At 72.3% G+C, this 24,811-nt stretch carries 20 protein-coding genes and 2 pseudogenes; 13 read left to right on the top strand and 9 right to left on the bottom strand.

Going from position 1 to position 24,811, the window contains the following annotated elements:
* Nucleotides 1–121: 121 nt before the first annotated feature.
* A complete protein-coding gene (locus FXF65_RS07185; protein ID WP_246198398.1) occupies nt 122–970 on the bottom strand; it encodes a universal stress protein in 849 nt (282 codons plus the stop codon).
* 252 nt (nt 971–1,222) lie between these two features.
* On the opposite strand from FXF65_RS07185, the gene FXF65_RS07180 reads away from it, so the two are divergent.
* The gene (locus tag FXF65_RS07180; protein WP_148348945.1) at nt 1,223–3,538 is read left to right on the top strand and encodes a heavy metal translocating P-type ATPase; all 2,316 of its coding nucleotides are present in this window, start codon (nt 1,223–1,225) and stop codon (nt 3,536–3,538) included.
* A gap of 117 nt (nt 3,539–3,655) precedes the next feature.
* Entirely contained in the window at nt 3,656–5,257 is a 1,602-nt protein-coding gene (locus FXF65_RS07175) for a polysaccharide deacetylase family protein (RefSeq protein WP_148348944.1), read from the top strand.
* Here FXF65_RS07175 and FXF65_RS07170 read toward each other — a convergent pair.
* The 3 genes from FXF65_RS07170 to FXF65_RS07160 form a co-directional block, all read right to left on the bottom strand.
* Complete coding sequence (locus tag FXF65_RS07170) at nt 5,209–5,427, bottom strand: hypothetical protein (protein WP_148348943.1); 219 nt, start codon at nt 5,425–5,427, stop codon at nt 5,209–5,211. The genes FXF65_RS07175 and FXF65_RS07170 overlap by 49 nt on opposite strands.
* A 329-nt stretch (nt 5,428–5,756) precedes the next feature.
* Complete coding sequence (locus FXF65_RS45795) at nt 5,757–7,220, bottom strand: sensor histidine kinase (protein WP_148348942.1); 1,464 nt, start codon at nt 7,218–7,220, stop codon at nt 5,757–5,759.
* Nucleotides 7,217–7,960, bottom strand: a complete 744-nt coding sequence (locus FXF65_RS07160) for a response regulator transcription factor (protein ID WP_148348941.1) — start codon at nt 7,958–7,960, stop codon at nt 7,217–7,219. The genes FXF65_RS45795 and FXF65_RS07160 overlap by 4 nt, the downstream gene beginning before the upstream one ends.
* A gap of 114 nt (nt 7,961–8,074) precedes the next feature.
* Here FXF65_RS07160 and FXF65_RS07155 point away from each other — a divergent pair, with 114 nt between their 5' ends.
* The 5 genes from FXF65_RS07155 to FXF65_RS07135 all read left to right on the top strand — a co-directional run bounded on the left by FXF65_RS07155 (nt 8,075) and on the right by FXF65_RS07135 (nt 11,926).
* Nucleotides 8,075–9,430: a ferredoxin reductase family protein gene (locus tag FXF65_RS07155; RefSeq protein WP_148348940.1), complete on the top strand. Its 1,356-nt coding sequence runs from the start codon at nt 8,075–8,077 to the stop codon at nt 9,428–9,430.
* Nucleotides 9,431–9,442: 12 nt separating this feature from the next.
* Nucleotides 9,443–9,862: an FMN-binding protein gene (locus tag FXF65_RS07150; RefSeq protein ID WP_148348939.1), complete on the top strand. Its 420-nt coding sequence runs from the start codon at nt 9,443–9,445 to the stop codon at nt 9,860–9,862.
* Nucleotides 9,855–10,616 carry an FAD:protein FMN transferase gene (locus tag FXF65_RS07145; protein ID WP_222868422.1) on the top strand — a complete coding sequence of 254 codons (762 nt, stop codon included), beginning with the start codon at nt 9,855–9,857 and terminating at the stop codon, nt 10,614–10,616. Before FXF65_RS07150 ends, FXF65_RS07145 begins: the two co-directional genes overlap by 8 nt.
* A 100-nt stretch (nt 10,617–10,716) precedes the next feature.
* A complete protein-coding gene (locus FXF65_RS07140) occupies nt 10,717–11,058 on the top strand; it encodes an STAS domain-containing protein (RefSeq protein WP_148348938.1) in 342 nt (113 codons plus the stop codon).
* Between the two features lie 190 nt (nt 11,059–11,248).
* Complete coding sequence (locus FXF65_RS07135) at nt 11,249–11,926, top strand: FAD/NAD(P)-binding oxidoreductase (protein WP_148348937.1); 678 nt, start codon at nt 11,249–11,251, stop codon at nt 11,924–11,926.
* Between the two features lie 130 nt (nt 11,927–12,056).
* Here FXF65_RS07135 and FXF65_RS07130 read toward each other — a convergent pair whose 3' ends face one another.
* The 3 genes from FXF65_RS07130 to FXF65_RS07120 form a co-directional block, all read right to left on the bottom strand.
* Nucleotides 12,057–12,419 (bottom strand): hypothetical protein, encoded by a 363-nt coding sequence (locus FXF65_RS07130; RefSeq protein ID WP_148348936.1) that lies wholly within the window; start codon nt 12,417–12,419, stop codon nt 12,057–12,059.
* Nucleotides 12,420–12,475: 56 nt separating this feature from the next.
* Nucleotides 12,476–14,881 carry a nitric-oxide reductase large subunit gene (locus FXF65_RS07125; RefSeq protein ID WP_148348935.1) on the bottom strand — a complete coding sequence of 802 codons (2,406 nt, stop codon included), beginning with the start codon at nt 14,879–14,881 and terminating at the stop codon, nt 12,476–12,478.
* A 234-nt stretch (nt 14,882–15,115) separates the two neighbouring features.
* Nucleotides 15,116–17,803 (bottom strand): cation-translocating P-type ATPase, encoded by a 2,688-nt coding sequence (locus FXF65_RS07120; RefSeq protein ID WP_148348934.1) that lies wholly within the window; start codon nt 17,801–17,803, stop codon nt 15,116–15,118.
* A 367-nt stretch (nt 17,804–18,170) separates the two neighbouring features.
* On the opposite strand from FXF65_RS07120, the gene FXF65_RS07115 reads away from it, so the two are divergent.
* The 4 genes from FXF65_RS07115 (at nt 18,171) to FXF65_RS07100 (ending at nt 21,420) form a co-directional block, all read left to right on the top strand.
* The gene (locus tag FXF65_RS07115; protein WP_148348933.1) at nt 18,171–18,386 is read left to right on the top strand and encodes a hypothetical protein; all 216 of its coding nucleotides are present in this window, start codon (nt 18,171–18,173) and stop codon (nt 18,384–18,386) included.
* Nucleotides 18,387–18,410: 24 nt separating this feature from the next.
* On the top strand, nt 18,411–18,671 hold the full coding sequence (locus FXF65_RS07110) for a universal stress protein (protein WP_148348932.1): 261 nt from the start codon (nt 18,411–18,413) through the stop codon (nt 18,669–18,671).
* Between the two features lie 151 nt (nt 18,672–18,822).
* Entirely contained in the window at nt 18,823–20,199 is a 1,377-nt protein-coding gene (locus tag FXF65_RS07105; RefSeq protein ID WP_148348931.1) for an amino acid permease, read from the top strand.
* A 12-nt stretch (nt 20,200–20,211) separates the two neighbouring features.
* On the top strand, nt 20,212–21,420 hold the full coding sequence (locus FXF65_RS07100; RefSeq protein ID WP_148348930.1) for an arginine deiminase: 1,209 nt from the start codon (nt 20,212–20,214) through the stop codon (nt 21,418–21,420).
* 276 nt (nt 21,421–21,696) lie between these two features.
* Here the strand turns inward: FXF65_RS07100 and FXF65_RS46180 are convergent.
* Nucleotides 21,697–21,933, bottom strand: a pseudogene (locus FXF65_RS46180) (universal stress protein); the annotation flags it as partial.
* A gap of 283 nt (nt 21,934–22,216) precedes the next feature.
* Here FXF65_RS46180 and FXF65_RS07090 point away from each other — a divergent pair.
* Nucleotides 22,217–22,894 (top strand): CBS domain-containing protein, encoded by a 678-nt coding sequence (locus FXF65_RS07090; protein WP_148348928.1) that lies wholly within the window; start codon nt 22,217–22,219, stop codon nt 22,892–22,894.
* A gap of 5 nt (nt 22,895–22,899) precedes the next feature.
* A complete protein-coding gene (locus FXF65_RS07085) occupies nt 22,900–24,387 on the top strand; it encodes a bifunctional aminoglycoside phosphotransferase/ATP-binding protein (protein WP_246198397.1) in 1,488 nt (495 codons plus the stop codon).
* 206 nt (nt 24,388–24,593) lie between these two features.
* On the opposite strand, the pseudogene FXF65_RS07080 reads toward FXF65_RS07085, so the two are convergent.
* A pseudogene (locus tag FXF65_RS07080) lies at nt 24,594–24,811 on the bottom strand (hypothetical protein); the annotation flags it as partial.

The following is a 24,811-nucleotide window of genomic DNA, read 5'->3' as shown; positions in this document are numbered from 1 at the left end:
CCGCGCACCGGATCGCCGCGCAAGGACGAAGGTGGCAGCGAAGTGCATCATGGAACAGACGCCGCGGTGTTCCTCGCCTCGCTGGCCGCGGACGGGATCGCGCACGCGCTCGTCACCGGGTTCAGTGGAGGGGGACGACGGCGACCGGGCACTGGCCGTTGTGGACGACGCCGTGGCTGATCGACCCGAGCCGAGGGGCGTTCCAGCGGCGGTCGCGGGCGCCGACCACCACCAGACGGGCGTTGCGCGAGGCGTTGGACAGCGCCGTCACCGGGTGTTCCAGGACGATCTCGTCCAGGACGTCGACCCGGGGGTACTTGGCCCGCAGGGGCCCGTACGCGGCGATGACCTGGTTCCGCAGGTCCAACTCGATCTGATCGGCGTCGATGACCAGCCCCGCCTCCACGAGCGCGCCGAAGCTCTGCCAGGCATGGACGACCCGGAGCCGGGCGCCGCGGACGGCCGCGGCGTCGAAGGCGTAGTCGAGGACCGTGTGGGCCTCGCGGGCCAGGTCGATGCCGACGACGACCTCGCCGCGGTCGGCGGCGTCGCCGCGCACGATCACGACCGGGGCGGCCGAGTGCCCCGCCACGCGCATGCTCACCGACCCGAGGAGGAGGCCGGCGAACCCGCCGCGGCCACGGCTGCCCACCACCACCTCGAACGCCTTCTCCGACTGGTCCCGCAGGACCCGCGGCGCCTCCTCGACGACCAGCTCGGCCGTCGTCGCCAGCCCCGGCCACCGCTCCAGGACGCGCTCCTTGGCGGCGGTCAGGGCCCGGCGCCCGGCGCCGGCCAGGTACTCGGGCGTCTCGGGTGGCACGAACACCGGCGCCTTGTAGGGCCAGCTCTCCACGGCGTGGACGAGGTGGAGCGGACGTTCCCGCAGTACGGCTTCCGCGGCGGCCCATCGCAGGGCACGGTCCGCCTCGTCGGAACCGTCGATGCCGACGACGATCGGCTCAGACATCATGTCCTCCTCCGTTGCTGGCTTCGTCCCGGTAGGGCCGGACGCTCCAAGCCACGTCGACGCGCACGGCCACCGGCCTCCACGCTCCATCGCACGCCGGCACGGGCCAAGGGACGAAAGTCATCTCCGAAGGGCCCTTTCGCCCCTGCGTCCAACGAGCCGATCGGCAGTCCTCCGCTGCCCTTCCGCCCCTGGGTGACCAGGTCGGGAGGGGGAAGGGTGGAAGGGGAATCCGGAACCGGCGAGGTGGAGATGAACACCCGGAACGCGCTCATCCGGCACGGCCACGACATGCTGTTCGCGGTGACCGCCGCGGGTCTCGCGGCGGGCGCGGTCGCCCGCTGGACGGTGGGCCCGGACATCGGCGACGCCGTCTGGCTGCTGGTGACGGTGCTCGCCCTCGGCCCGTCGGCGTGGTGGGTCGTGGACGGCCTGCGGCACCGCAGGTTCGGCAGCGACGTGATCGCGATGCTCGCGCTGGCCGGGACGCTCGCGGTCGGCGAGGCGTTCGCGGGCGCCGTGATCGCCGTGATGCTCACCGGCGGCCGGCTGCTGGAGGAACGGGCGGGACGCCGCGCCCGCCGCGACCTCGGCGCGCTGCTGTCGCTCGCGCCCCGGGTCGCGCACCGCCGGACCGCGGACGGCCTGGACACCGTCGACGTCGCCGAGGTGCGGCCGGGCGACCGGCTGCTGGTCCGCTCCGGTGAGACCGTGCCGGTGGACGGGCAGGTCGAGCACGGGTCCGCCGTCCTGGACGAGTCCACGCTGACCGGGGAGCCCCTGCCGGTGGAGCGCCCCGCCGGGGAGCCGGTCCGGGCCGGGACGGTCAACTCCGGCGGGCCGTTCGGACTGCGCGCGACCAACGACGCCCGGTCCAGCACCTATGCGGGGATAGTCCGGCTGGCGGAGGAGGCCGCCGCCGAGAACTCGCCGTTCGTGCGGCTGGCCGACCGGTACTCGGCGTTCTTCCTGCCGCTCACGCTGCTGCTGGCCGGAGCGGCGTGGCTCGCGGCCGGGGACCCGGTGCGGGCGGTCGCGGTGCTCGTCGTCGCCACCCCGTGCCCGCTGATCATCGCGGCGCCGATCGCGTTCGTCTCCGGCCTGTCGCGCTGCGCGCGGCGCGGTGTCGTGGTGAAGGGCGGCGGCGCGCTGGAGCGGCTCGCCGGAGCCCGGGTGCTGCTGTTCGACAAGACCGGCACCGTCACCACCGGACGTCCCGCGCTCGCCGCGGTCGTCCCCGCCGAGCCCGCGCCGCCGGGCGACCCGCTGACACTCGCGGCCTCGCTGGACCAGGTGTCCCCGCACGTGCTGGCCTCGGCCATCGTGCGCGGCGCCGCCGAGCGCGAGCTGCGGCTCACCGAGCCGTCCGACGTCACCGAGATCCCCGGCCAGGGCGTGCGCGGCACCGTGAACGGCCACCGGGTCGGCGTCGGCAAGGCGAGCTGGGCCGGGCACGCCGACACCGCCTGGCTGGACCGGGTCCGGCGCCGGGCCGCGGCGCGCGGCGAGATCACCGTGTTCGTCGGCGTGGACGGGCGGGTCGCGGCCGTGCTCCTGCTCCGCGACCGCGTCCGCCCGGACGCCCCCCGGACGTTCCGGCTGCTCCACCGTGCGGGCATCGTCCGGACCGTCATGCTGACCGGCGACCGCGCGGAGGTCGCCGGACCGATCGCCGAGCTGGTCGGCGCGGACGCCGTCCATCCCGGCCTGACGCCCGCCGGCAAGGTCGAGATCGCCCGCGCGGAGAGCGCCCGGGCGGCGACCGTGATGGTCGGCGACGGCGTCAACGACGCACCCGCGCTCGCGGCGGCCGGGGTCGGCGTCGCGCTCGGCGCCCGCGGCGCGACCGCCTCGTCGGAGGCGGCCGACGTGGTGATCACCGTGGACCGGCTGGAGCGGCTGGCCGAGACCCTGGCGATCGCCCGGCGCACCCGGTCGGTCGCCCGGCAGAGCGTCCTCGCGGGCATGGGCCTGTCCGTGGCCGCGATGGTCGCGGCGGCGTTCGGGCTGCTGGCCCCCGCCGTGGGCGCGCTGCTCCAGGAGGGCATCGACGTCGCCGCGATCCTGTCCGCGCTGCGCGTGCTCGGCCCCGGACGCGACCGGACGCCGCGCCTCCGCGGCGACGAGGCCGAGCTGGTCCGGCGGCTGGACCAGGAGCACCGGGCGCTGTGGCCGCGGATCGAGCGGCTGCCCGCCCTGGCGGGCGCGGTCACCGGCTCCCCCGGCCGGGAACGCGACGCGGCGGCCGACTCTCTCACGGACTTCCTGGCCGACCTGACCGCTCATGAACGCACCGACGAACGGCTGCTCTACCCCGCGGTCGCGCGGGCCCTGGGCGGCGTCGACCCTACCGGCCCGATGAGCCGCGGGCACACCGAGATCGCCGAGCTGACACGGCGCGTCGGCGCGCTCCTCACCGAACAGGAAGCGGACCCCGCGTCCCCGGAGACCGCGGACGACCTGCGCCGGACCGTCCAGGAGCTGCATGCCGTCCTCCGCCTGCACTTCGCTCAGGAAGAGGAGAGCTACTTCGTCCTCGCCGACGTCCACGACCCCGCCGCGCGCTGACCGTCCGGCCACGCGGGGAGATCGAGCCCTTCGGCGCACGGCGCAGGACCTTCGTCCGCTGCCCCGGCCGACGCTGGCGGCAGACGCTGAAACCCCCACCAAGGACGGTGAACGACGATGCGACGCATCACAGTGCTCTCAGCGGCGGTGCTCCTCCCTGCGATCATGGTGACAACGCCCGCCCCGGCGGCACGCCTCCCCGTTTCCGTGACCCGCGCGGCGGCCGCGGACGTCCCCACCTACACGCCCGGCGTGGCCGGATGGCCCAACGGCAACGGCTACGACGTGGCCTACCGGGCCTCGACCACCAACGTGCTGTACCGCCGGTTCGCCGACGGCGCCTGGTCGGCGCCCCTCGACCTGGGCGGTCACCTCGTCGGCGGCCCCGCCGTCACGTTCGCCGCCGGGAACCCGCACGTCTACGGCCGCGGCACGGACGGACGCCTGTGGGAACGGATCCGCCTCAACGGCGCCTGGCAGCCCTGGACCAAGGTCGACGACCTTGTCGTCAGCGCCGCGCCCGCCGCCGTCGGACACCCCGACGGACGCGTCGAGGTGTTCGTCCGCGACGCCGCCGACCGGCTCAAGGCCAAGACCTACACCCCCGGATCGGGTTGGAGCGGCTGGACCGACCTGGAGATGACCGCCGACACCGCACCCGCCGCGGCCCTCACCGGGACCGGCGCCGTCCGCGTCGTGGTCACGGGCCGCGACCACGCCGTCTGGACCCGCACCCGGACCGGCTCCACGTGGTCGGACTGGACGTCCCTGGGCGAGAGCACCTACAGCGTCCCGGGCATCGCCGCCGACCCCGCCACCGGCCGCACCTGGGTGTTCGTCCGCAACGCCGACACCCACCGGCTGCGCGTCCGCGCGTTCAGCGGCGCCTGGGGCGACTGGCAGATCATGGGCGGCCTGTACGTCGACGGGCCCGGCGCGTCCTTCGCCGGGGGCAAGGCCGTCTCCATCGGACGCGGCCGCGACGGCGCGTTCTGGACCCGCGCCATCACGGGCACCACCTGGACGACCGACCAGCTCGCCTGGGCGCCCGGCCCGCCGCCCGGGGTGCCGTCCGCGCTGCGCGGCAAGAACGTCACGCGGATCCCCACCACCGCCAAGGTCGCCGCGCTGACCTTCGACGCCGCCTGGGACGCCTCCGGCGTCGCCTCGATACGCGCCGCCCTCCAGCGGGAGAATGTGCCCGCCACCTTCTTCCTAGTCGGCGACTTCACCCGCGGGTTCCCCGCCTACACCGACCTGCTGGCCGGGTCGGGCTTCCGGATCGGCAACCACAGCGACACCCACCCCGACTTCACCAAGATCACCGACGCGGCCGCCCGGACCCAGGTCACCGCCGCGCGCACCGCGATCTTCAACACGGGCGGCGCCGAGCCGCGCGCGCTGTTCCGCTTCCCCTACGGCGCCTACACCGCCTCCGACGTGACCCTGCTGAACGGCCTGGGTTACGTCCCGGTCGGCTGGACGGTCGACTCCCTCGGCTGGCAGGGCACCTCCGGCGGCCAGACCGCGGCCAAGGTCACCGCCCGCGTGCTCGCCGCCGCCCGCCCCGGCATGATCGTCCTCATGCACGTCGGCGCCAACCCCGACGACCGCACCACCCTGGACGCCGACGCCCTCCCCTCGATCATCAAGGGCCTGCGCGACGCCGGCTACTCCTTCACCACCCTCGACGCGGGCCCGATCGTCTCGATCAGGTAGGCGGCGACCGCCGCCGACGCCGAACCGGGCACGGTCAGCCGTGGCCGCGCGCCGAACAGCAGCACCGCGAGACCCGTGGCCAGGGCGGCGACCGGGAGCGGGGCGAGGGTGGCCGTGAGCGTGTCGGCGAGGTCGACGCCGGCGTTCGTGGCGGCGGCGCCGGCCCACATCGCGACCGCGGCGGCCGACGCGAGCAGCAGCGCGGACGCCAGGGTCAGTAGGACATGTCCAGCGAGCCAGCGGCGGCGCGTGACAGGCCGGGTGAGGACGTGGTCGAGGCGTCCGGCGGCCTCCTCGGCGCGGGCCGCGCGCCGTTCGGGCCTAGAAAGCCGAAGATCTCCCCCGGCCGACCTCGAGAGCGAGCGAGTTCACCGCCAGGACGGACCCGTATCGCTTCGTCAGGCCCTCGGTCCGTATCGCCACCCTGCCCATCGCGCCTCCCGCGTCCTCGCTCTCGACGCTACGCACGAGATCACCGCGTGGCCGCGGCCAATGGTCCTTACGGATCCGGCCGTTCGGCACCTGCTCCGGCGTGTGCTCGCGGAAGGACGACGCGGAAGACCGTGTGTTCCGCGTCGGCGAGTTCGGCGTGGCCGTTGTGGGCGGTGGCGACTGCTTGGACGATGGCGAGGCCGAGGCCGGTGCTGCCTGATGTGCGTGAGCGGCCTTGGTCGGCGCGGACGAAGCGGTGGAAGACCTCGTCGCGTAGTTCTTCGGGGACGCCTGGGCCGTCGTCTTCGACGTCGAGGACGACGTTGTTCCTGGTGAGGGTGAGTCTGGCGGTGACGTGGGTTCCGGGGGGTGTGTGGGCGCGGGCGTTGGCGAGCAGGTTGGCGACCACTTGGTGGAGGCTGCGGGCGTCGCCGGTGACGATGACCGGTTGTTCGGGCAGGACCAGTTCCCAGCGGTGTTCGGGACCGGCGGCGCGGGCGTCGGCGGTGGCGTCGGCGGTGGCGTCCAGGACGATCCGGGTCAGGTCGACCGGGCGGGTGTCCAGGGGGCGGCCGGCGTCGAGGCGGGCGAGGAGCATCAGGTCGTCGACGAGTTCGGCCATCCGGACCGATTCGGCCTCGATGCGCCCGAGCGCCCGCGTCACGTCGGGTGGGACGGGTTCGGCGGTGCGCAGGGCCAGTTCGGCGTGGCCGCGGATCGCGGCGACCGGTGTGCGCAGTTCGTGGCTGGCGTCGGCGGCGAAGCGGCGCAGCCGTTCCTCGCTGGCCTGCCGCCGGGCCAGGGCGTTCTCCACGTGGCCGAGCATCCGGTTCAGGGCGGCGCCGACCCGTCCGACCTCGGTGCGCGGGTCGGTGTCGGGGACCCGTTCGGGCATCGCCACCTGCCCGCTGGCCAGCGGGCGCTCGGTGATCCGGGACGCGGTCGCCGCGACCCGCCGCAGCGGGCGCAACGTCAACCTGACCATCACCGCCGCGGCGACCCCCGCAGCCACCAGCACGGCCGCGAACACCACGACCTCGACCAGCACAACGCGGTGCAGCGTGTCCTCGGCGGGCCGCAACGGCAGGCCCGTGACCAGCACGTCGCCGTCATCGCCCGGCACCGCCACCACCCGGTAGTCGTCCAAGGCGGACAGGGAAATAGATCGTCCCCGGCCGTCGGCGGGCAAATCGGCCAGGGCACGGCGGTCTGCGACCGTGAGGGGTACCACCCGGTCGGAGTCGCCCCGGATCACCGCCGCCGCCGTCACCGTCCGCCCGAACAGCCGCGCGCCGAACGTCCCCGACGCCTGCCCGCGGGTGTCGGGACCGTTGTCGTTGTCCTTGCGCCGTTCGTGCTCCAGGCTCGCCGGGAACCGGCCACCGGACGCGGTGAGCTGGTCGTCCAGCCGTCCGACCAGGAACCGGCCCAGCGCCGTCGTCGTCGCGATCCCGACCGCGAGGCAGCTCAACGCCAGCAGCAGGACGAGCCCGGCGGTGAGCCGCGCCCACAGCGACCGCGGACCCTTCACCGAGTCTCCGCCTTCAGGACGTACCCGACACCACGGACGGTGTGGATCATGGGTGGGCGGCCCGCGTCGATCTTCTTGCGCAGGTAGCTGATGTACAGCTCCACCACGTGGGCCTGGCCGCCGAAGTCGTAGTTCCAGACCCGATCCAGAATCTGCGCCTTGCTCAGCACGCGCCGCGGGTTGCGCATCAGGAACCGCAGCAACTCGAACTCGGTCGGAGTCAGATCAACGAGCTGCCCGTCGCGGGTCACCTCCCGCGCGTCCTCGTCCATGGAGAGCGCGCCGACCGTGATGAGGCGCGCGGCGTCGGCCCGGCGGGTCATGCCCGCGCGGCGCAGCAGCCCCCGCAGCCTGGCCAGCACCTCCTCCAGACTGAACGGCTTGGTGACGTAGTCGTCCCCGCCCGCCGTCAGCCCGGCGACACGGTCCTCGACCGCGTCACGGGCGGTGAGGAACAGGACGCACACGTCCGGCGCGCCCGCCCGCAGACGATGCAGAACGCCCAAGCCGTCGATGTCGGGGAGCATCACGTCCAAGACGACGGCGTCCGGGCGGAAGTCGGCCGCGACGGCGAGCGCCTCGGCGCCGTCCGCGGCGGTGCGGACCGTCCAGCCCTCCAGCGCCAGCGCGCGGGACAGCACCTCCGCCAAGTCGGGCTCGTCGTCCACGACGAGCACCCGCACAGGCGTGCCGTCGGCCCTCCGGAGGCCGGTGGCCTCCTCGGAATCAGGATTGGTCATGGTGCCGCCAGCATCCCTCTCTCACCTGTGTGTTTCCTCTGAGAAGGCTCTGAGGGCGCCCGTTCTCCATGATGTCAGAGGAAACGCAGAAATCGCGTTGGCAGGGTGGCCGCCATGACCACTACCAGGTACGACGTCATGCGGCCCGCTCCGCCCGCACGGCGGTCGGCGCGCGTGCCGTCCGGGTGGCCGCAGGTACTGATCTACATCGGCGCGGCCCTGGTGCTCGCGCTGTGGTGGCGCAGCACCGGCCCGATCGCGGGCCTGGACGGCTGGCTGACCGAGGCCGGCCGCGTCACCGGGCTGCTCGCGGGCTACGGGTGCGCCGTCCTGCTGGCGCTGATGGCGCGGATCCCCGCGCTGGAGCGGGGCGTCGGCACCGACCGGCTGGCCCGCTGGCACGCGGCGGGCGGGCGGTACACCCTGGGCCTCGCCGCGGCGCACGTCCTGCTGATCATCTGGGGCTACGCCGTGACCGCCCGGACGAACGTCGTCAGCGAGACCACGACCGTCGTCCTCGACTATCCGGAGATGCTCAAGGGCACGCTCGGGTTCGTCCTGCTGCTCGGCGTCGGGATCACCTCGGCCCGGGCGGCGCGGCGGCGGCTCCGCTACGAGACATGGCACTACCTGCATTTCGCGACCTATCTGGCGATCTTCCTGGCGTTCTCGCACCAGCTCGCCAACGGCGCCCAGTTCGCCGGGGACGCCTGGGCGAGGGCGGCCTGGTACGCCCTGTACATCGGCGTCGCCGTCGTCCTGGTGTGGTTCCGGTTCGTGACACCGGTCGTGCGCGGCCTCCGGCACGACCTGCGGGTGACGGCCGTCGAGCCCGTCGCGCCCGGCGTCGTCTCGGTCTACATGGCCGGGCGGGGCCTGGCCGGGCTCACCGCCGAGCCCGGGCAGTTCTTCCGCTGGCGGTTCCTCGCGCCCGGCCTGTGGTGGACGGCCAACCCCTACTCGCTGTCCGAACCGCCCCGCGGGCACCGGCTCCGGATCACCGTGAAGGCCGCCGGGGGCCACAGCGCGGCCCTGGCCCGGCTGCGTCCCGGGACCCGGGTGTGGGCGGAGGGGCCCTACGGCGGGTTCACCGGGGCACGGCCGCACCACGACCGGGCCCTGCTGATCGCCGGAGGCGTCGGCATCACCCCGCTGCGGACACTGTTCGAGACCCTGCCCGGCGACGTGACCCTCGTCTACCTCGCTCGCCGCCCGGAAGACCTGGCGCTGCGCGACGAACTGGACGCCATCGCCCGCGTCCGCGGCGCCCGCGCCCTCTACTACGTGGACGAGCCGTCCGGGTACTCCCTGCCGCTGACCGGCCGGGCGCTGCGCGCGGTCGTCCCCGACCTGCGGCACCGGGACGTCTACCTGTGCGGGCCGCCCGGCATGACGGCGGCGGCGCTGCGCGCCCTGCGGCAGGCGGGCGTCCGGCGCCGCCACGTCCGCACCGAATCGTTCGAGCTCTGAGAGGCGGTGCCCATGCGCCGAATGCTGATCACGACGGGCGCCACCCTGGCGGGCGTCACCCTGCTCCTGGCGGCCAAGCCGCACCGCGCGGCGGTCCTCGCGACGCCGCCGCCCGCCCCCGAAGGCGGCCCGACGACCAGCGCCGCCGGTCCCGCGGACGGCGCCTACCGGGGAGACAGCGTCGAGACGAAGTACGGCCCCGTCCAGGTCGAGATCACGATGGCGGGCGGCCGCCTGACGGCCGTCCGGGTCCTGAAGTCCCCGTCGGAGAGCGGCCGGGACCGGGAGATCGCCGCCATGTCGCTGCCGCGCCTGACCCGCGAGGCGCTCGCGGCGGGCAACGCGCACATCGACGCGGTCTCCGGCGCCTCCTACACCAGCGACGGCTACATCACGTCCCTGCAGAGCGCCTTGGACCGCGCCCATGGCTGAGCCGATCCGCCACGTCGAGCACGCGATGGGAACGGTGTTCTCCTTCGTCGTCCGCGCACCCCGCACGCCGTCAGTGACCGCTGCGCTCGCCCAGGCCGTCGCCTGGCTGCACCACGTCGACCGGGTGTTCTCGCCGTACCGTCCCGACAGCCAGATCACGCGGCTGGCCGAGGGCCGCGCGGACGTCGACGCGTGCGATCCCGAGGTCGCCGAGGTCCTGCGGCTCTGCGCGGAGATCGGGCACGCCACCGGCGGCGCGTTCACCGCCGAACCGGGCGGCCGCCTGGATCCGAGCGGGCTGGTGAAGGGGTGGGCGATCGAGCGGGCGTCCGACATCCTGCACCGGGCGGGTGCGCGCGACCACTATGTGAACGGCGGGGGCGACCTCCAACTGCGCGGGGAGGCCGCCCCCGGCGAGCCATGGCGGATCGGACTGGCCGACCCGCACGACCGGTCGCGGCTCATCGCCGTCGTCTCGGGACGCGACCTCGCCATCGCCACCTCGGGCACCGCCGAGCGCGGCGCCCACATCGTGGACCCGCGCACGGGACGCCCGAGCACCGCCATGGCGTCCATCACCCTCACCGGACGCCACCTCACCGAGGTCGACGCGCTCGCCACCGCCGCGTTCGCCATGGGCGAGGCCGCACGAACATGGGCGGAAGCGCACCCTCGGATCGAAGCGCTCGCCGTGGCCGCCGACCGGTCCACCTGGTGCACCCCCGGCTTCGACGGCCTCCTCGCCGCGTCCTGAACGGACTTTGGCGGGATTAGTTGGGACCAACGTCCCTGTCGGTGCTCCGGGCGATAAGAGAGCCTTTGAGATACGTGAAGGCCCTCGGGGAGGAACCGTCATGGGCGCCATTCGGCAGCGCCAGTCCGAGCAGTTCGCCACCCTGGTCAAGAACAACGGTGGTCCACCGCGCCTGATCGCCTCTGGAGAGCTCGACATCGCGTCCGCCGCCGCCTTCGGCAGGGAACTGGCCGGCTTGATCGACGAGCGGGGCCCGGACGTCGTCGTCGACGTCTCCTTCCTGACGTTCTGCGACGCCCGCGGCCTGGCGGCGTTCGTCGAGGCGGACCGGGCCGCCCGCCGCCGCGGCGGCAGGATCACACTGACCGGCGTCCGTCCGCAGCTGGCCAAGCTCCTGCGGATCACCGGCCTCGACCGCACCTTCGCGCGGTCGGCCCCTTGAGAGGTCCGCTACGCGAGGTGTCCCCGCTCCCGAACCGCCCGCGTGGCCGTCGCACGCGTCGGGGCGCGGCGTGGCCGTCCCTCCGTCTGAGGGACCGAACGTCCTTGCCGGAAGGGACCTTCGCGCGTACCCGGGCCGACCGCGCTCCGCAAGTCTGGAAGTGCGGGCCCTGCGGGAGAAGGTGAGCGCGATGCGGAAGAAGGTCCTGGTCCTCGGTGGGAACTTCGGCGGGCTGACCGCGGCGAGCAGCGTCGAGCACGCCCTGGACGGCGACGTCGACGTCACCGTGGTGTCGGCGTCAGACCCGTTCCTGTTCAATCCCTCGCTGATCTGGGTGCCGTTGGAAGGCCCGCAACGGCCGCGTCCGCCTGCCCTGAACCGCCAGCCCCACGAGTCGCGAATGCGAGGAGGCGACATGAACACCCGGCACGAGCCGCCCGACCGCCCCGCCTCGGAGTTCCCGCGCAGGACGATCCCGATCGGCGGCGGCCGCGAGGCCCGCAACGGCTGCGAGGTCACCGCGCCGATCCGGCTGCTGCGCACCTGGCGGCTGCTCGCCGCCGTGAACGAGCAGTTGCACGCCGAAGCCGCCGACGACGCGGGCGCGCACCGGGCGGCCGAGATGTTCAACGTGCTGCGGGACGAGGTGCTCCGCTCGGTGTCCCCGCCGCTGGCCGAGGAGGTGCGCGAGCTGCTCCCGCCGCTCGACGAGCACTCCGGTGTCGCGGGCACGCGCACGGCCTGCGCGGCCGCCCTCGCCTGGCTGGACGGCCTCATGAGCTCCGTACTCCCGCACCTTACGGAGGGCAACGGAAACCCGCCCACGCAGCCGCCCGGCGGCGGAGCCCGTCGACAACCCGGACGATGACCGGAAACATCCCCCCGAACAGCGGCGAAGACTCGACAGGCTGCTGAGGCCGGAGAACATGCCCCTTCCTGGGGACGCCGAGGCCGCCACGCCGGTTTCTTCCTCGCGGCCTGGTGGCGGGGGCCCACTTTCAGGGGCGAGATCCCGCGAACACAGCCCACAAGCGCACCGTCGCCGCGATCGCCGTCAATGCGATTGCGCCGAGTACCGCGATTTCGACGGGGCGGTGGTGGCGCACCATCTCGGCGGCGGACAGGGTCGCCGCGGCCACCGCCGTGACCAAGGCGATGCCGGTGTGGAGGCGGCCGGCCTCCGAGTGGGGCCAGTCCGCCGAGCCGGTGTCCGGTGGAGGATCGGCTGTCCGACGACGGTGGCCGGCGAGCATCCTGCTGCGCCAGGGGGAGGTGTCCTGCCCGCCCAGCCGGTGAAGCCCGGCGGCCACTCCGACCAGGAGCAGGGCATAGCCCGCGACGAACACGGCCTCGAACCGCATGATCGTTCATCCCCTCCCGTGTTCTCAGGCGCCCGTTCTCATTGACGCACCGTGGCTCAGTCAGCTGGACGGACACCCTCGGCAGGCGGGACGACCTCGGTGAACAACACCAGCTCCTGTTCTACGGGCGCGGCGGCCCCTGTGGATCCGTGCTCGACGGCCCCGGCCGGTGCGGGGGTTTCAGCGGACGCCGGGGGCCCGGCGCCGAGTGGCGCCGCATGGCGCCCGCGGTGCCGAACGCCCAGCCAGGCCAGCCACAGCAGCGGTCCGATCCCGCCGACGATGAACACCACGTCACCGGGGAGCCGGAGCCACTCGAACACGGTGTTGGTCGAGTCGCTCACGAAGGAGAGGCTGCGGGCGTCGAAGTAGCCGACGTCCGCCGAGCGGTACAGCTGCAGAAGGCCGAGTGGCAGCAAGGTGACGAAGACCATCCAGGCCAGCCCGGCGTTCAGCGACCAGAAGCTGACCGCGGCGGCCCTGTCGGACCAGCGCCGCGCGGGCACGAGGTAGCGGAGCGCGAACATCGCGAATCCGACGGCCAGCATGCCGTAGACGCCCATCATGGCCGCGTGGCCGTGGTTGGCGGTCAGCGACGTGCCCATCTCGAAGTACGACACGACGGGCAGGTTGATCAAGAAGCCGAAGACTCCGGCGCCCAGGAAGTTCCAGAAACCGACCGCGACGAGGAACATCACCGCCCACCGGTGGGGGAAGGCGGCGGCGCTCTTGGACTCCTGCCGGGCGCCGAGGCGGATGAACGTCCACGCCTCGATGGTCAGGAAGGTCAGCGGGATGACCTCGAAGGCGGAGAAGAACGCGCCCAGGGCCAGCACGGAGGCGGGTTCGCCGTTGAAGTACCAGTGATGCGCGGTCCCGATGACGCCGCCCGCGCTGTAGAGCACGATGTCCAGGAAGACCACCCGCAGGGCGATGTGCTCCCGCACCACTCCCAGCAGCACGAAAATGTAGGCGACCATCACCGTGGTGAACAGCTCCAGGAAATCCTCGACCCAGAGATGCACGACCATGAAACGCCAGAAGTCCGTGACGGTGAACGAAGAATCGTGCCTGGCCAGCAGCCCGGTCGCGTAGACGACGGGCAGCGCCAGCGCCGCGAAGAAGAACAGCCAGGGAAGGTTGGCGCGGCTTTCGGTGGCCAGCTTGTGGCGCAGGCCACGCCACAGCAGCACGACCCAGAACGCCATTCCGATGGTGAGCAGGATCTGCCACAGCCTGCCGAGGTCGAGGTATTCGAAACCCTGCATGCCCAGCCAGCTCCACAGCTCCCCGAATGCGCCGCGCATGCCGGCGAGTTCTCCGAGCATCGAGCCGACAACCACGACGACCAGGGCGCCCAGCAACGCGTAGGCGAGTCCGGCCTGCCATTTCGGGTCGCGCCTGCGAGTGATCATCGGGACCAGGAAGATGCCGGCCGCCAGGAAGCTGGTGGCCACCCAGAACAGCGCGAGTTGGACGTGCCAGGTGCGCACCAGGTTGTAGGGCAGCCACCGGTCCAGCGGGATGCCGAAGAAACTCCCCAGGTCGGCTCTGTAGTGCTGGCTCGCGGCCCCGACGATCGTCTGCAGCAGGAACAGGCCCACCACGGCGAAGAAGAACCAGGCCGTCGTCCGCTGGCTGGGGGTCAGGCCCACCGATCCCGGTTCCCGGAACCTCAGCTCCTGCCGATCGCGTCCGTGCCAGCCCAGCCAGTTCCACCTGCCGAAGGCGGCGAACAGCGCGCCGGTACCGCCGAGCAGCGCGATCAGGCTGACGGCGCTCCACAGGACGGTGTCGGCGGTGGGCTTGTTGCCGACCAGCGGCTCGGACGGCCAGTTGTTGGTGTAGCTGTACTTCTCGCCGGGCCGCTGCGCCGCCGCCGCCCAGGCGCTCCAGGCGAAATAGCCGGTGAGCTGCCTGATCTGCGTCGGATCGGTGATGGCCTTGGGCCGCAGGCCGGTCTTGCCCTGTGGGCTGGCGAAGAAGCGGGCGTAGTACGCCGTCATGGTGGTGAAGGCCTCGGCCTGGGCGTCCGAGATGGTGAGGGTGCGGGTCCTGGCGTCGTACTTGTTGACGCGGTAGTCGTCGATGGTGCGCTGCGCTGCAGAACCGGATCCGGTGCCGCCGTAGGTCTTGTTGACTAATTCGGCGGACCGGTGGAGGTAGTCGGCGGTGAAGTCCGGGCCCAGATAGGCGCCGTGGCCGAAGATGGAGCCGTACTCCATCAGCCCGTTCTTAAGAAAAACACCTTGACCGGCCTTGACGTCCGCGCGCGTGTAGACGGTCTGCCCGGAAGGGGTGACCGTGCGTTCGGGGATCGGCGGGCCGGACTGGTAGGTCTGGTATCCCATCAGGACCAGGACGAAGAAACCGAACAGGATGACGAGGGCGGCCGCTTGGATCCAGCCGCGGCCGATGAGCCGGTCGCGACGTCGGGGGGTCGTCACCGCGGACGAATCCATGAAACCTCCTATTGGAGCCGGACCCGTCCAGCGTGGATTCGCCCGCCCACGCAAAACAAGGACCTTCGTCCCTTTCTGAGGGGCCACAAGACCCGTGCGGGCCGAGACGTCGCATAATGGATGCAACGCCCCGTGAGGGGTGTAAATGGCACGGCCGTCCAAGTCAAAGCCGTAGGCGACCCATCATCGGAGCGGCCACAATCATCGCCGCCCACTCCCCCGAAGAGAGACATCTCATTGCTTGTTCAGGTGCGCGCGGCGGCGGTGACGGCGGCGGAGTTCGTCTGCGCCCCAGACGATGACCGGGAACGCGGCGATGATCGCCAGGACGTCCCAGGGCAGAGCGGCGGTGCCGAACAGGTGTTGCAGGGGCGGCAGGTAGATGAGGGCGGCGGCGAAGAGCAGTTCGAATGCGATACCGGCCAGCAGGAGCGGGTTGGTGGTCAGCCCCACTTGGCGCAGGGACGCGTGGTCGGTGCGGGCGGCCATGGCGGTGCCGATCTGGCAGGTGACCAGCCCGGCGAACGTGGCGGTGGTGGCGGTCAGATAGGCGTGGTGCAAGGCGTCGCCGTCGCCGGTGGGGTCGCCGGGATGCCATCCGGCGCGCCACAGGACGTAGAAGAACACCGACATGACCAGGGCGGCGGAGATCAGGCCGAGATAGCCCCATGCGCGGACCAGCATGTCGCGGGAGATGACCCCCTGGGACGACGGGCGCGGCGGCCGGCCCATGATGCCGGGCTCGGCGGGTTCACGGCCGAGTGCCAGTGCCGGAAGGGTCTCGGTGCCGAGGTCGATCGCGAGGATCTGCAGGACGGTCAGCGGCAGCGGCACCAGGCCGCCGCTGAGCGCGAAGACCAGGAACGGGACGATCTCGGGAACGGCGTGCGCGAAGATGTACAGGATGAACTTGCGGACGTTGTCGTAGACCCTGCGGCCGGACTCGATCGCGGTGACGATGGTGGCGAAGTTGTCGTCGGTGAGCACCATCGTGGACGCCTCGCGGGCCACGTCGGTGCCCGAGCGTCCCATCGCGACGCCGATATGGGCCTGGTGCAGGGCGGGCGCGTCGTTGGCGCCGTCCCCGGTCATCGCCACGATCTGGCCGTGCGCGCGCAGCGCGTCGGCCACCTTGAGCTTGGTCTCCGGGGAGGACCGGGCGAACACGATCTCGGCGTCGCCGGTGACCAGCTCGTCCAGTTCGTGGTCGTGAATCCGTTCGGACTCGGCGACCACGTGCAGCCGTGGGACGCCGATGCCGACCTCCGCCGCGACGGCGGCCGCGGTGGCGCCGTTGTCGCCGGTGACGATGTGGACGCGCAGCCCCGCGTCGTGGCAGCGGCGCACGGCCTCGGCGACCTCCGGGCGTGGCGGGTCGTACAGCCCGGCGAGCCCGAGCAAGCGGAGCCCGGTCTCGGCGTCCTCCCGGCGGGCAGGCGCGTCGGCGCCGGGCGGCAGGTCCCGCACGGCGACCGCGAGGACGCGCAGCCCGCGATGGGCAAGGTCGCCGACCACGGCCATGACCGCGTCGCGGTCAACGCCGGACGTGCGGGCGAGGACGGCCTCGGGCGCGCCTTTGACGTAGACGACGAGACGTCCGTCGTGCTCGGCGACGGTGGACATCAGCCGCAGCCGCGCGTCGAACCGGAACAGCGCGCGGCGGCGGCCGTCCCGGGCCGCGACGCGCGCGGGCAGATCCGGTCCGCTTCCCTCGACCAGTGCGATCTCCGTCGGATCGCCCCGCAGCTCGCCGCTTTCGTCGTAGGAGGTCGTGGTGCACTCGCTCATCGCGCGCGCCAGTTCGGCGGGCGGCGTGCCGGAGGCGATGCCGGTTCGCGGGGTCCAGTGCGCCTGGAGCCGCATCCGGTTCTGGGTGAGCGTGCCGGTCTTGTCGGTGCAGACGACATTGGTGGAGCCGAGCGTCTCGACCGCGCTGAGCCGCTTGACCACCGCGCCCTGCTTCGCCAGGACCCGGACGCCGACCGCCAGCGCCAACGTGATGGTCGGCAGCAGCCCCTCGGGGACGTTGGCGACCAGCAGCCCGATCGCGAACATCAGAGCGTCCGTCAGCGGGAGGCCGACCAGCGCGCCGATCAGCAGGAACACCGCGCCCATCCCGACCGCCACCGCCGCGATCAGCCAGGCGACCTTCTTGACCTGCGTCTCCAGCGGGCTGTCCCGGCGCGGGGCGCGCTGGCTGAGCGCGGCGATGCGGCCGAGTTCGGTGTGCCCGCCGGTCGCGAACACGATCGCCTGCGCCTCTCCCCCTGTGCAGGTCGTCCCGGAGAAGACGAGGTTCGGCTCATGCACCAGGGCGACACCCTGCTCCGACGGGGCCGCCACCCGTTCCACCGGCGCGGACTCGCCGGTCAGCATCGACAGGTCGATCTCCAGCGCGCCCTCGGTCAACCGGGCGTCGGCGGGGATCTTGTCCCCCTCCTCCAGGACGAGAAGGTCGCCCGGCACGAGTTCGGCCGCCTCCACCGCCTGCCGTCGTCCGTCCCGGACGACGTCGGCCCGCTCGGGTAAGTACGCGGCCAGCGCCTCGACCGCGCGCTCGGCCTGATGCTCCTGCAGCAGCGCGAACACGGCGTTGATCACGATCACGGCCAGGATCGCCCAACCCAGCACCGGCATCCCGGCCACGAACGCCAGCGCACCCGCGCCCCACAGCAGCAGCGCCAGGGGATGCAGGAGCTGAGCCGACAGCAGACGCGCCAGAGACCGCTTCTCACGCCGCCGGACCTGGTTCGGCCCGTACACGGCCAGCCGCCGGGCGGCCTCGCGTCCCGACAGTCCCCGGTCGCCCGTGTGCAGCTCCTTGCGGAGCAGGGGCAGGGGCTCGCGCGGATCGGTGGTCGTCGTGGCCGTGTCGGTCCCGGGGCCGGCGGAGTGCCCGGTGCCTGGACGGTGGTTTCGCACGGAGGTCTCCCATCAGTGGAGGCGGCGCAGGTAGGGATCACGTGCGCGACGGCGCGTGAAGCGGACGCGAGCGTCGGCGTTCCACCGCGCGCTCAAGCCGCCACGCGACTCAGACCGCCCGCTTCCTACCCTTCACAGTCGGTCTGGAGATCCGCGCAGACCAGCACCTCAAAGTCACCGTCCGCCGGGACCTTCGTCCCCGCGCCGGGAACCACGTACTGGAGGGGCGAACGCCGACGGCTCGGATGAGGGACGGACGCCGTCCGCGCCGGGACGAAGGTCCCTACGGACGGGCGGACGCGCGGCGGACGCTGGGATCGGCAGAGCGTCCGCAACGGGCGGCGCGCCGACGCGAAGGAGCGTCGCGATGGCGAGGCAGATCATCCTTGAGTCCCCGATCCTGGTCCTCGAACACCGTGTGGCGGTGCTGGAGCGGCAGGTCGCCGCGCTGACCGAAGCGGCCCGCCTGCTCGCCGCCGCCGTGGAGGGCACCCCTTTGGACTCCCCCGACGACGGCGAGGCGGCCCCGGCGGCGCGGCGCGCGCACGAGGTGCTCCTGCTGCCGCCGCTGACACCCCACTGACCTCACTGACCTCAGAAGAGGGACATGTCCACGCAACGAACGACGATCCTGGCCGGAGTCGTCGTCGGGCATCGCGGCCGGGGCGGGTTCACCGGACTGCTGCTCGGCTCCACGAGCCTGCGCCTGGCCGGCCACTACCCCGGCCCCATCATCGTGGTCCGCGACCGGCCCGACCGTGACGACCCCACGACCGACGAGGTCGTGGTCGGGCTGGACCTGGTCGAAGACCCGGCACCGGCGCTCGACCACGCGTTCGCCGCGGCCGTCGTCCGCCCCTACGAATGATCGGCCCGGACCGGACGGCCGCGAGAGGCGGGACCTTGGTCCGCCGTCCCGGGGACGGACGCCCGGCGCCCGCCCCAAGGACGCGGTGATCAGCTGATACATGCGGCGCCGCCGCGGCTTGACGAAGAGCGCGACGAGAAGGAGACCCGCCATGAGCGTGCGACCGGCCCGCCGGAAGCTGGGGCTGTGGATGGCCACGGCCCTGGTGGTGGGCAACATGATCGGGTCGGGTGTGTTCCTGCTGCCCGCCTCGCTGGCCGAGTACGGGCCGATCAGCCTGGTGGCGTGGGGTTTCACCGCGGCTGGGGCGATCCTGCTGGCGCTGGTCTTCGCGCGGTTGTCGCGGGCCTATCCGCGGACCGGCGGCCCGTACGCGTACGCGCGCAGGGCATTCGGTGATTTCGTCGGATTCCAGACGGCGTGGGGTTACTGGATCGCGGTGTGGGCCGGGAACGCCGCCATCGCGGTCGCGTTCGTCGGGTACACGGCGCATTTCTGGGACGCGCTGGCCGAGAACAAGGTGCTGGCCGCCGGGGTCGGGTTGGCGGCGGTGTGGGCGGCGACCGCGGTCAACGCCTACGGGGTCCGCCAGGGCGGCGTGGTGCAGGTGGTCACGACGGTCATCAAGCTGGTGCCGCTGCTGCTGATCGCGGTCGGCGGGCTGTTCTTCATCAAGTCCGCGAACTTCGGCGAGTTCAACGCCAGCGGGGACAGCGCGTTCGGCGCGGTGACGGGCGCGGCGGCGTTGACGTTGTGGGCGTTCATCGGGCTGGAGTCGGCGACCGTCCCGGCCGAGGACGTCAAGGACCCGGAGAAGACCGTTCCGCGCGCCACCGTCGCCGGGACGGCCGTCACCGCGCTGATCTACATCCTCGGGACCGTGGCGGTGCTGGGCCTGGTCCCGGCTGCGGCGCTGGCGACCTCGACCGCGCCGTTCGCCGACGCCGCCGACGCCGCGTTCGGCGGCTGGGCCGCCGACCTGGTCGCGGCCGGGGCGGCGTTCAGCGCGTTCGGGGCACTGAACGGGTGGATCCTCCTCCAGGGCCAGATCCCGTTCGCCGCCGCCCGCGACGGCCTGTTCCCCCGCACCTTCGCCCGCACCGGACGCGGCGGCGCCCCGATCGTCGGGCTGGTGGTGTCGAGCGTCCTGGTGTCGGGGCTGATGCTGCTGAACTACAACGCCAGCCTGGTCGACCAGTTCACCTTCATCATCCTGCTGGCCACCCTCACCACCGTCATCCCGTACGCCTACGCGGCCGCCGCCGAGCTGGTGCTGCTGGCCACCGACCGCCCCTCCTTCTCTCGCGGTCGCCTGACCCGCTCGGCCGTCGTCGCGCTGCTGGCCTTCGGGTACTCGGTGTGGGCGATCGGCGGCGCGGGCCAGGAGGTCGTGTTCAAGGGCACCCTGCTGATCTTCGCCGGAATGCCGGTCTACGCCTGGCTGAAGTACCGCGACCAGCACGACCACGCCCAAGCGGTGGAGGCCGCGCAGGTCGACGAGTCCGAACCGCCCGCGCAAGCCGCCTGAAAGGAACGTTCCGTGTTCACCGTCTCCTCCGAGGTCGGACGGCTGCGGCAGGTTCTGCTGCACCGTCCCGGCCTGGAACTGCTCCGTCTCACCCCCGACAACAAGGACGACCTGCTCTTCGACGAGGTCCTGTGGGCCAAACGCGCCCGCCAGGAACACGACGTGTTCGCCGACGCCCTCCGCGAACGCGGCGTCCAGGTGCACTACCTTTCCGACCTGCTTGCCGAGACCCTCAAAAGCGACCAGGCCCGCACCCAGATCCTTGACACCACCACGTCGGAGGCAGCTCTCGGCCCGACTCTGGCCACGCCGGTCCGGGCCGCGCTGGACGACATGGACCCCGAGTCCATGACCCGCCACCTGATCGGCGGGATCACCAAGGCCGAACTCGGCCTGGCCGTGCACAGCCTGCTGCTGTCCTCCCTGGAAGACGGCGACTTCGTCCTGCCGCCGCTGCCCAACCACCTGTTCACCCGCGACCCCTCCGCCTGGATCGGACGCGGCGTCACCCTCCACCCGATGGCGAAACCGGCCCGCCGCCGCGAGACAGTCCATCTCGACGCCATCTACCGCCACCACCCCATGTTCAGCGACGGCGACATCCCCGTCTGGTACGCGGGCGCCGACTTCGCCCTGCCCACCATCGAAGGCGGCGATATCCATGTCCTTGAGGACGGGCTGGTCCTGATCGGGATGAGCGAACGCACCACCCCGCAGGCCATCGAACTGCTCGCCCGGCGCCTGTTCACCACCGGGACGGTGCAGCGCGTCATCGCCGTCCAACTGCCGCGCCGGCGCGCCTTCATGCACCTGGACACCGTCCTGACCATGGTCGACCGCGACACCTTCACCATCTACCCCGGCCTGCCGCCATTGCGCTCCTACACCCTCACCCGTGGAAGAGGCGAGGAAGTCTGCGTGCACGAGAACGAGGCGCTGTTCCCCGCGATCGCCCGCGCGCTGGGCCTACCCCGCATCCACCTCCTCACCGCCGAGCAGGACGTCCGCGCCGCCGAACGCGAGCAATGGGACGACGGCAACAACGTCCTTGCCGTCGAACCCGGCGTCGTCCTCGCCTACGAACGCAACGTCACCACCAACACCATGCTCCGCCACCACGACATCGAGGTCATCACCATCCCCGGCGGCGAACTCGGCCGCGGCCGCGGCGGCCCCCGCTGCATGAGCTGCCCCCTCCAACGCGACGAGGTGACCCCCTGAAAGACCTGATCCGCCTGGCCAAAGCCGCGTCCATCCCTCGTGGAGCAGCCAGAAGCGCTCAGCCGGCGTGCGCTCCGCAAAGAGACCCCGACCCGCGGGGACGCCGGTGAACCGGGCCGCCGTCGCCAGCCTGGTCAGATCTGGGGTCCTCATGTCCTTCAGGAACGGTTCCCGCTTGAGGTCGTTGCCGCCACGATGCTCATCTGACTCGTCCTCCGTCCAAGTTTCCAGCAGCCCGCGGCCAAGCGGGGGCCCGAACCGCTGCGGGACGACGGCGACCGTGCAGGGGGCGTGCTTGAGCAGGGCATCGCTGGTGGCGCCGAGGGTCAGCCTCTCGACGACGCCGGTGTCCCGGGCGCCCACCACCGCGAGGGTGGCGTCCTCCGCGGCCTCGAACAGCGCCTCGCGCGGCGACTTCAGCACCAGCGACGTCGTGACTTGGACGTGGGGATAGCCTCCTTGACCCGAACGCCAGCGCCGCGTTCGCGCCCGCCGATCCTCACCCGCCTTCAATCTCGATCGCCTCGTTTCCGCAGGTAAGAGCCGAAGGTCTCGGGTAGGAGGGGAGGGACGTCATCGGGTCGGACCATTCGGCCAGTACCGCCATGTGACGGGGCCGAAGGTCCCGGGCGCACGGGACGCTCGGCACTGACCCGCCGACCCGCCCAAGCGCGACGGTGGAGGTAGGAGGGGCCACCTCCGCGGCCACGCCTTTCCGGTGGTGCGAGGACACCCCGGCGGACAGGCGCGTCCCGCCAGACCTCGTGATTCGCCGCGCATCTGGGAGGAGAGAGCCATGAAACGCCTGACCGTCGCAGACGTCATGACCAGGGGCGTCGTGACGGTGACGGGGGACGCCCCGTTCGCCGAGATCGCCGACGCGATGACCGAGCACCGGATCAGCGCGGTCCCCGTCGTGGACGACGACGATCGCCTCACCGGCATGGTCACCGAGGCCGACCTGCTCCACAAGCAGGAGCGCAAAGGCGAGACCGGACCCCGACCACACCGGCCACGACGGCACGCCCGGACCGACGCCAAGGCGAGCGCCGTCGATGCCCGCGGGCTGATGAGCGCCCCGGTCGTGACCGTCGCACCGCACACCACGATCGCCGAAGCCGCCCGGCTGCTGAACGCCCACGGTTTCAAGGCCCTGCCGGTCGTCGACGATGACGGGCGGCTGGCCGGCATCGTGGCCCGCCGCGACCTGCTGCGGGTGTTCCACCGCCCCGACGCCGAGATCCGCGACGAGGTCGTCCGCGACGTCCTGATCCACCGGCTCTGGCAGGACCCGGCAGAGGTGAACGTCCGCGTCCAGGAAGGCGTCGTCCACATCATCGGGCGCGTCGAGCAGAAGAGCCTCGTCGCGATCATCGTGCGCATGACCGCCGCCACCGAGGGCGTCGTCGACGTCGTCCACGACCTCGCCTACGACCACGACGACACCCGTCCCACCTCCTACCCGAGGGCGTGAAGTCGGTGGACAGTGCTGCCGTCACCGAGACCCACATCGGCGTCGTCGTCTTCGTCGGCGACCGCGCCTACAAACTCAAGAAGCCGGTGAACCTGGGCTTCCTGGACTTCAGCACCCGCCCGCTGCGCGAACGGGCCTGCCACCGGGAGGTCGAGCTGAACCGGCGATTCGCCCCCGACGTCTACCTCGGCGTCGCCGACGTGCACGGCCCCGACGGGCGGGTCTGCGACCATCTGGTCGTGATGCGGCGGATGCCCGCCGACCGCCGCCTGGCCACCCTCGTGCGGACCGGCGCGCCGGTCGCCGACGCGCTCCGCGACACCGCCCGCGCGATCGCCTCCTGGCACGCCCGCGCACCCCACAGCCCCGCGATCTCCACCCAGGGCACCCGCGACGCCCTACGGGCCCGCTGGAACGACAGCTTCGACCAAGTACGCCCCTTCCACGGCGATGTCATCGCCACCGAGACGGCCACCGAGATCGAGGAACTCGCCACCGAGTTCCTCGCCCGGCGCGAGCCCCTCTTCGACGCGCGCATCGCCGACGGCCGCGTCGTCGACGGACACGGCGACCTCCTGGCAGGCGACATCTTCTGCCTCCACGACGGCCCCCGCATCCTCGACTGCCTGGAATTCGACGACCAACTGCGCAGCCTGGACGGACTCGACGACGCCTGCTTCCTGGCCATGGACCTCGAACACCTCGACGCACCCGAACTCGCCGAACGCTTCATCACCTGGTACGCCGAGTTCGCCGCCGACCCCGCACCCCCGTCGCTGCGCCACCACTACACCGCCTACCGGGCGTTCGTCCGCGCCAAGGTCGCCTGCCTGCGCACTGCCCAGGGCGACCCCGACGCCGCCGCCGAGGCACGCGCCTACGCCGCCATCGCACTCCGCCACCTGCGCGCCGGCCGGGTCGGCCTGATCTTGGTGGGCGGCCTCCCCGGCACCGGCAAGAGCACCCTGGCCGACGCCCTGGCCGACCGGCTCGGCTGCTCACTGCTCAGCAGCGACCGGACCCGCAAGGAACTCGCCGGACTCGCACCCCTCGATCCCGCGGCCGCGCCCTACGGCACCGGCATCTACACCCCGGACTGGGACCGCCGCACCTACAACGAGCTCGCCGCCCGCGCCACGAAACTGCTCCGCCGAGGCGAGACGGTCATCCTGGACGCCTCCTGGACCTCCAAGGAACACCGCGACCTCCTCGCCGCAACAGCCCAACGCGAACACGCGGCCCTGTCATCCCTGCGCTGCCAAGCTCCGGAGACGCTCACCCTGGAACGCGTCCGCAACCGTAGGGGGAACGCCTCGGACGCCGACGCCGCCATCGCCACCGCCATGCGCACCCACGCCGCCCCCTGGCCCGAAGCCACCACGATCGACACCGCCGGAGCACTGACCGACGCCATCACACAAGCCCTCACCGCCATCCGCCCCCACGGCGCCGAGCACCTCTGGCCCCGCCGCCCCACCCTCTCCCCCGACTAACCGAACAGCTGGCAACCCCCAAACTGAGCGGACGTCGAACGTCGTTTGGCGCCACTTGCTTAGCAAGCAAGTGGCGTTAGGCGTTCGATCACTGACCTAGATGGGTGGCGCTATTGACTGGCCCCAGCGCCTGATCATCGCCCATGACTCATGGGCACGGCGAAAGGGCGTCCACGTAAGTGGGCGCCCTTTCGGCATTCGAGGTGTTACTTCAGGATCGGGAGGCGTTGGACGAGGCGGGTGTCGCCCCACCAGCGTCCGAGGCCCAGGGTCTCGCCCGCGCCGACCAGCGCCAGTCCGACGATCAGCAGCGCGTAGATCAGGTGGTCGTCCATGAACAGGTTGTTGGCCGGGGGCAGGACGGCCGACCACATCATGACCAGCAGCGCGGCGCCCGCCACGGCGGCGATCCGCATCCCGATGC

The sequence above is a fragment of the Actinomadura syzygii genome, from assembly GCF_008085905.1.
Taxonomy (GTDB): Bacteria; Actinomycetota; Actinomycetes; order Streptosporangiales; family Streptosporangiaceae; genus Spirillospora; species Spirillospora syzygii.
Note: the sequence above shows the minus strand (reverse complement) of the source record. Positions and strands in the feature narration are given on the sequence as shown.

Bases quoted from the DNA above. Each gene is read 5' to 3' on its own strand.
- FXF65_RS07155 (WP_148348940.1), top strand. From the start codon at position 8,075: ATGACCACTACCAGGTACGACGTCATGCGGCCCGCTCCGCCCGCACGG.
- FXF65_RS07185 (WP_246198398.1), bottom strand. From the start codon at position 970: ATGTCTGAGCCGATCGTCGTCGGCATCGACGGTTCCGACGAGGCGGAC.
- FXF65_RS07140 (WP_148348938.1), top strand. From the start codon at position 10,717: ATGGGCGCCATTCGGCAGCGCCAGTCCGAGCAGTTCGCCACCCTGGTC.
- FXF65_RS07160 (WP_148348941.1), bottom strand. From the start codon at position 7,960: ATGACCAATCCTGATTCCGAGGAGGCCACCGGCCTCCGGAGGGCCGAC.
- FXF65_RS07130 (WP_148348936.1), bottom strand. From the start codon at position 12,419: ATGCGGTTCGAGGCCGTGTTCGTCGCGGGCTATGCCCTGCTCCTGGTC.
- FXF65_RS07150 (WP_148348939.1), top strand. From the start codon at position 9,443: ATGCGCCGAATGCTGATCACGACGGGCGCCACCCTGGCGGGCGTCACC.
- FXF65_RS07115 (WP_148348933.1), top strand. From the start codon at position 18,171: ATGGCGAGGCAGATCATCCTTGAGTCCCCGATCCTGGTCCTCGAACAC.
- FXF65_RS07145 (WP_222868422.1), top strand. From the start codon at position 9,855: ATGGCTGAGCCGATCCGCCACGTCGAGCACGCGATGGGAACGGTGTTC.
- FXF65_RS07180 (WP_148348945.1), top strand. From the start codon at position 1,223: ATGAACACCCGGAACGCGCTCATCCGGCACGGCCACGACATGCTGTTC.
- FXF65_RS07135 (WP_148348937.1), top strand. From the start codon at position 11,249: ATGCGGAAGAAGGTCCTGGTCCTCGGTGGGAACTTCGGCGGGCTGACC.
- FXF65_RS07105 (WP_148348931.1), top strand. From the start codon at position 18,823: ATGAGCGTGCGACCGGCCCGCCGGAAGCTGGGGCTGTGGATGGCCACG.
- FXF65_RS07110 (WP_148348932.1), top strand. From the start codon at position 18,411: ATGTCCACGCAACGAACGACGATCCTGGCCGGAGTCGTCGTCGGGCAT.
- FXF65_RS07090 (WP_148348928.1), top strand. From the start codon at position 22,217: ATGAAACGCCTGACCGTCGCAGACGTCATGACCAGGGGCGTCGTGACG.
- FXF65_RS07170 (WP_148348943.1), bottom strand. From the start codon at position 5,427: ATGTGGGCCGGCGCCGCCGCCACGAACGCCGGCGTCGACCTCGCCGAC.
- FXF65_RS07175 (WP_148348944.1), top strand. From the start codon at position 3,656: ATGCGACGCATCACAGTGCTCTCAGCGGCGGTGCTCCTCCCTGCGATC.
- FXF65_RS07125 (WP_148348935.1), bottom strand. From the start codon at position 14,881: ATGGATTCGTCCGCGGTGACGACCCCCCGACGTCGCGACCGGCTCATC.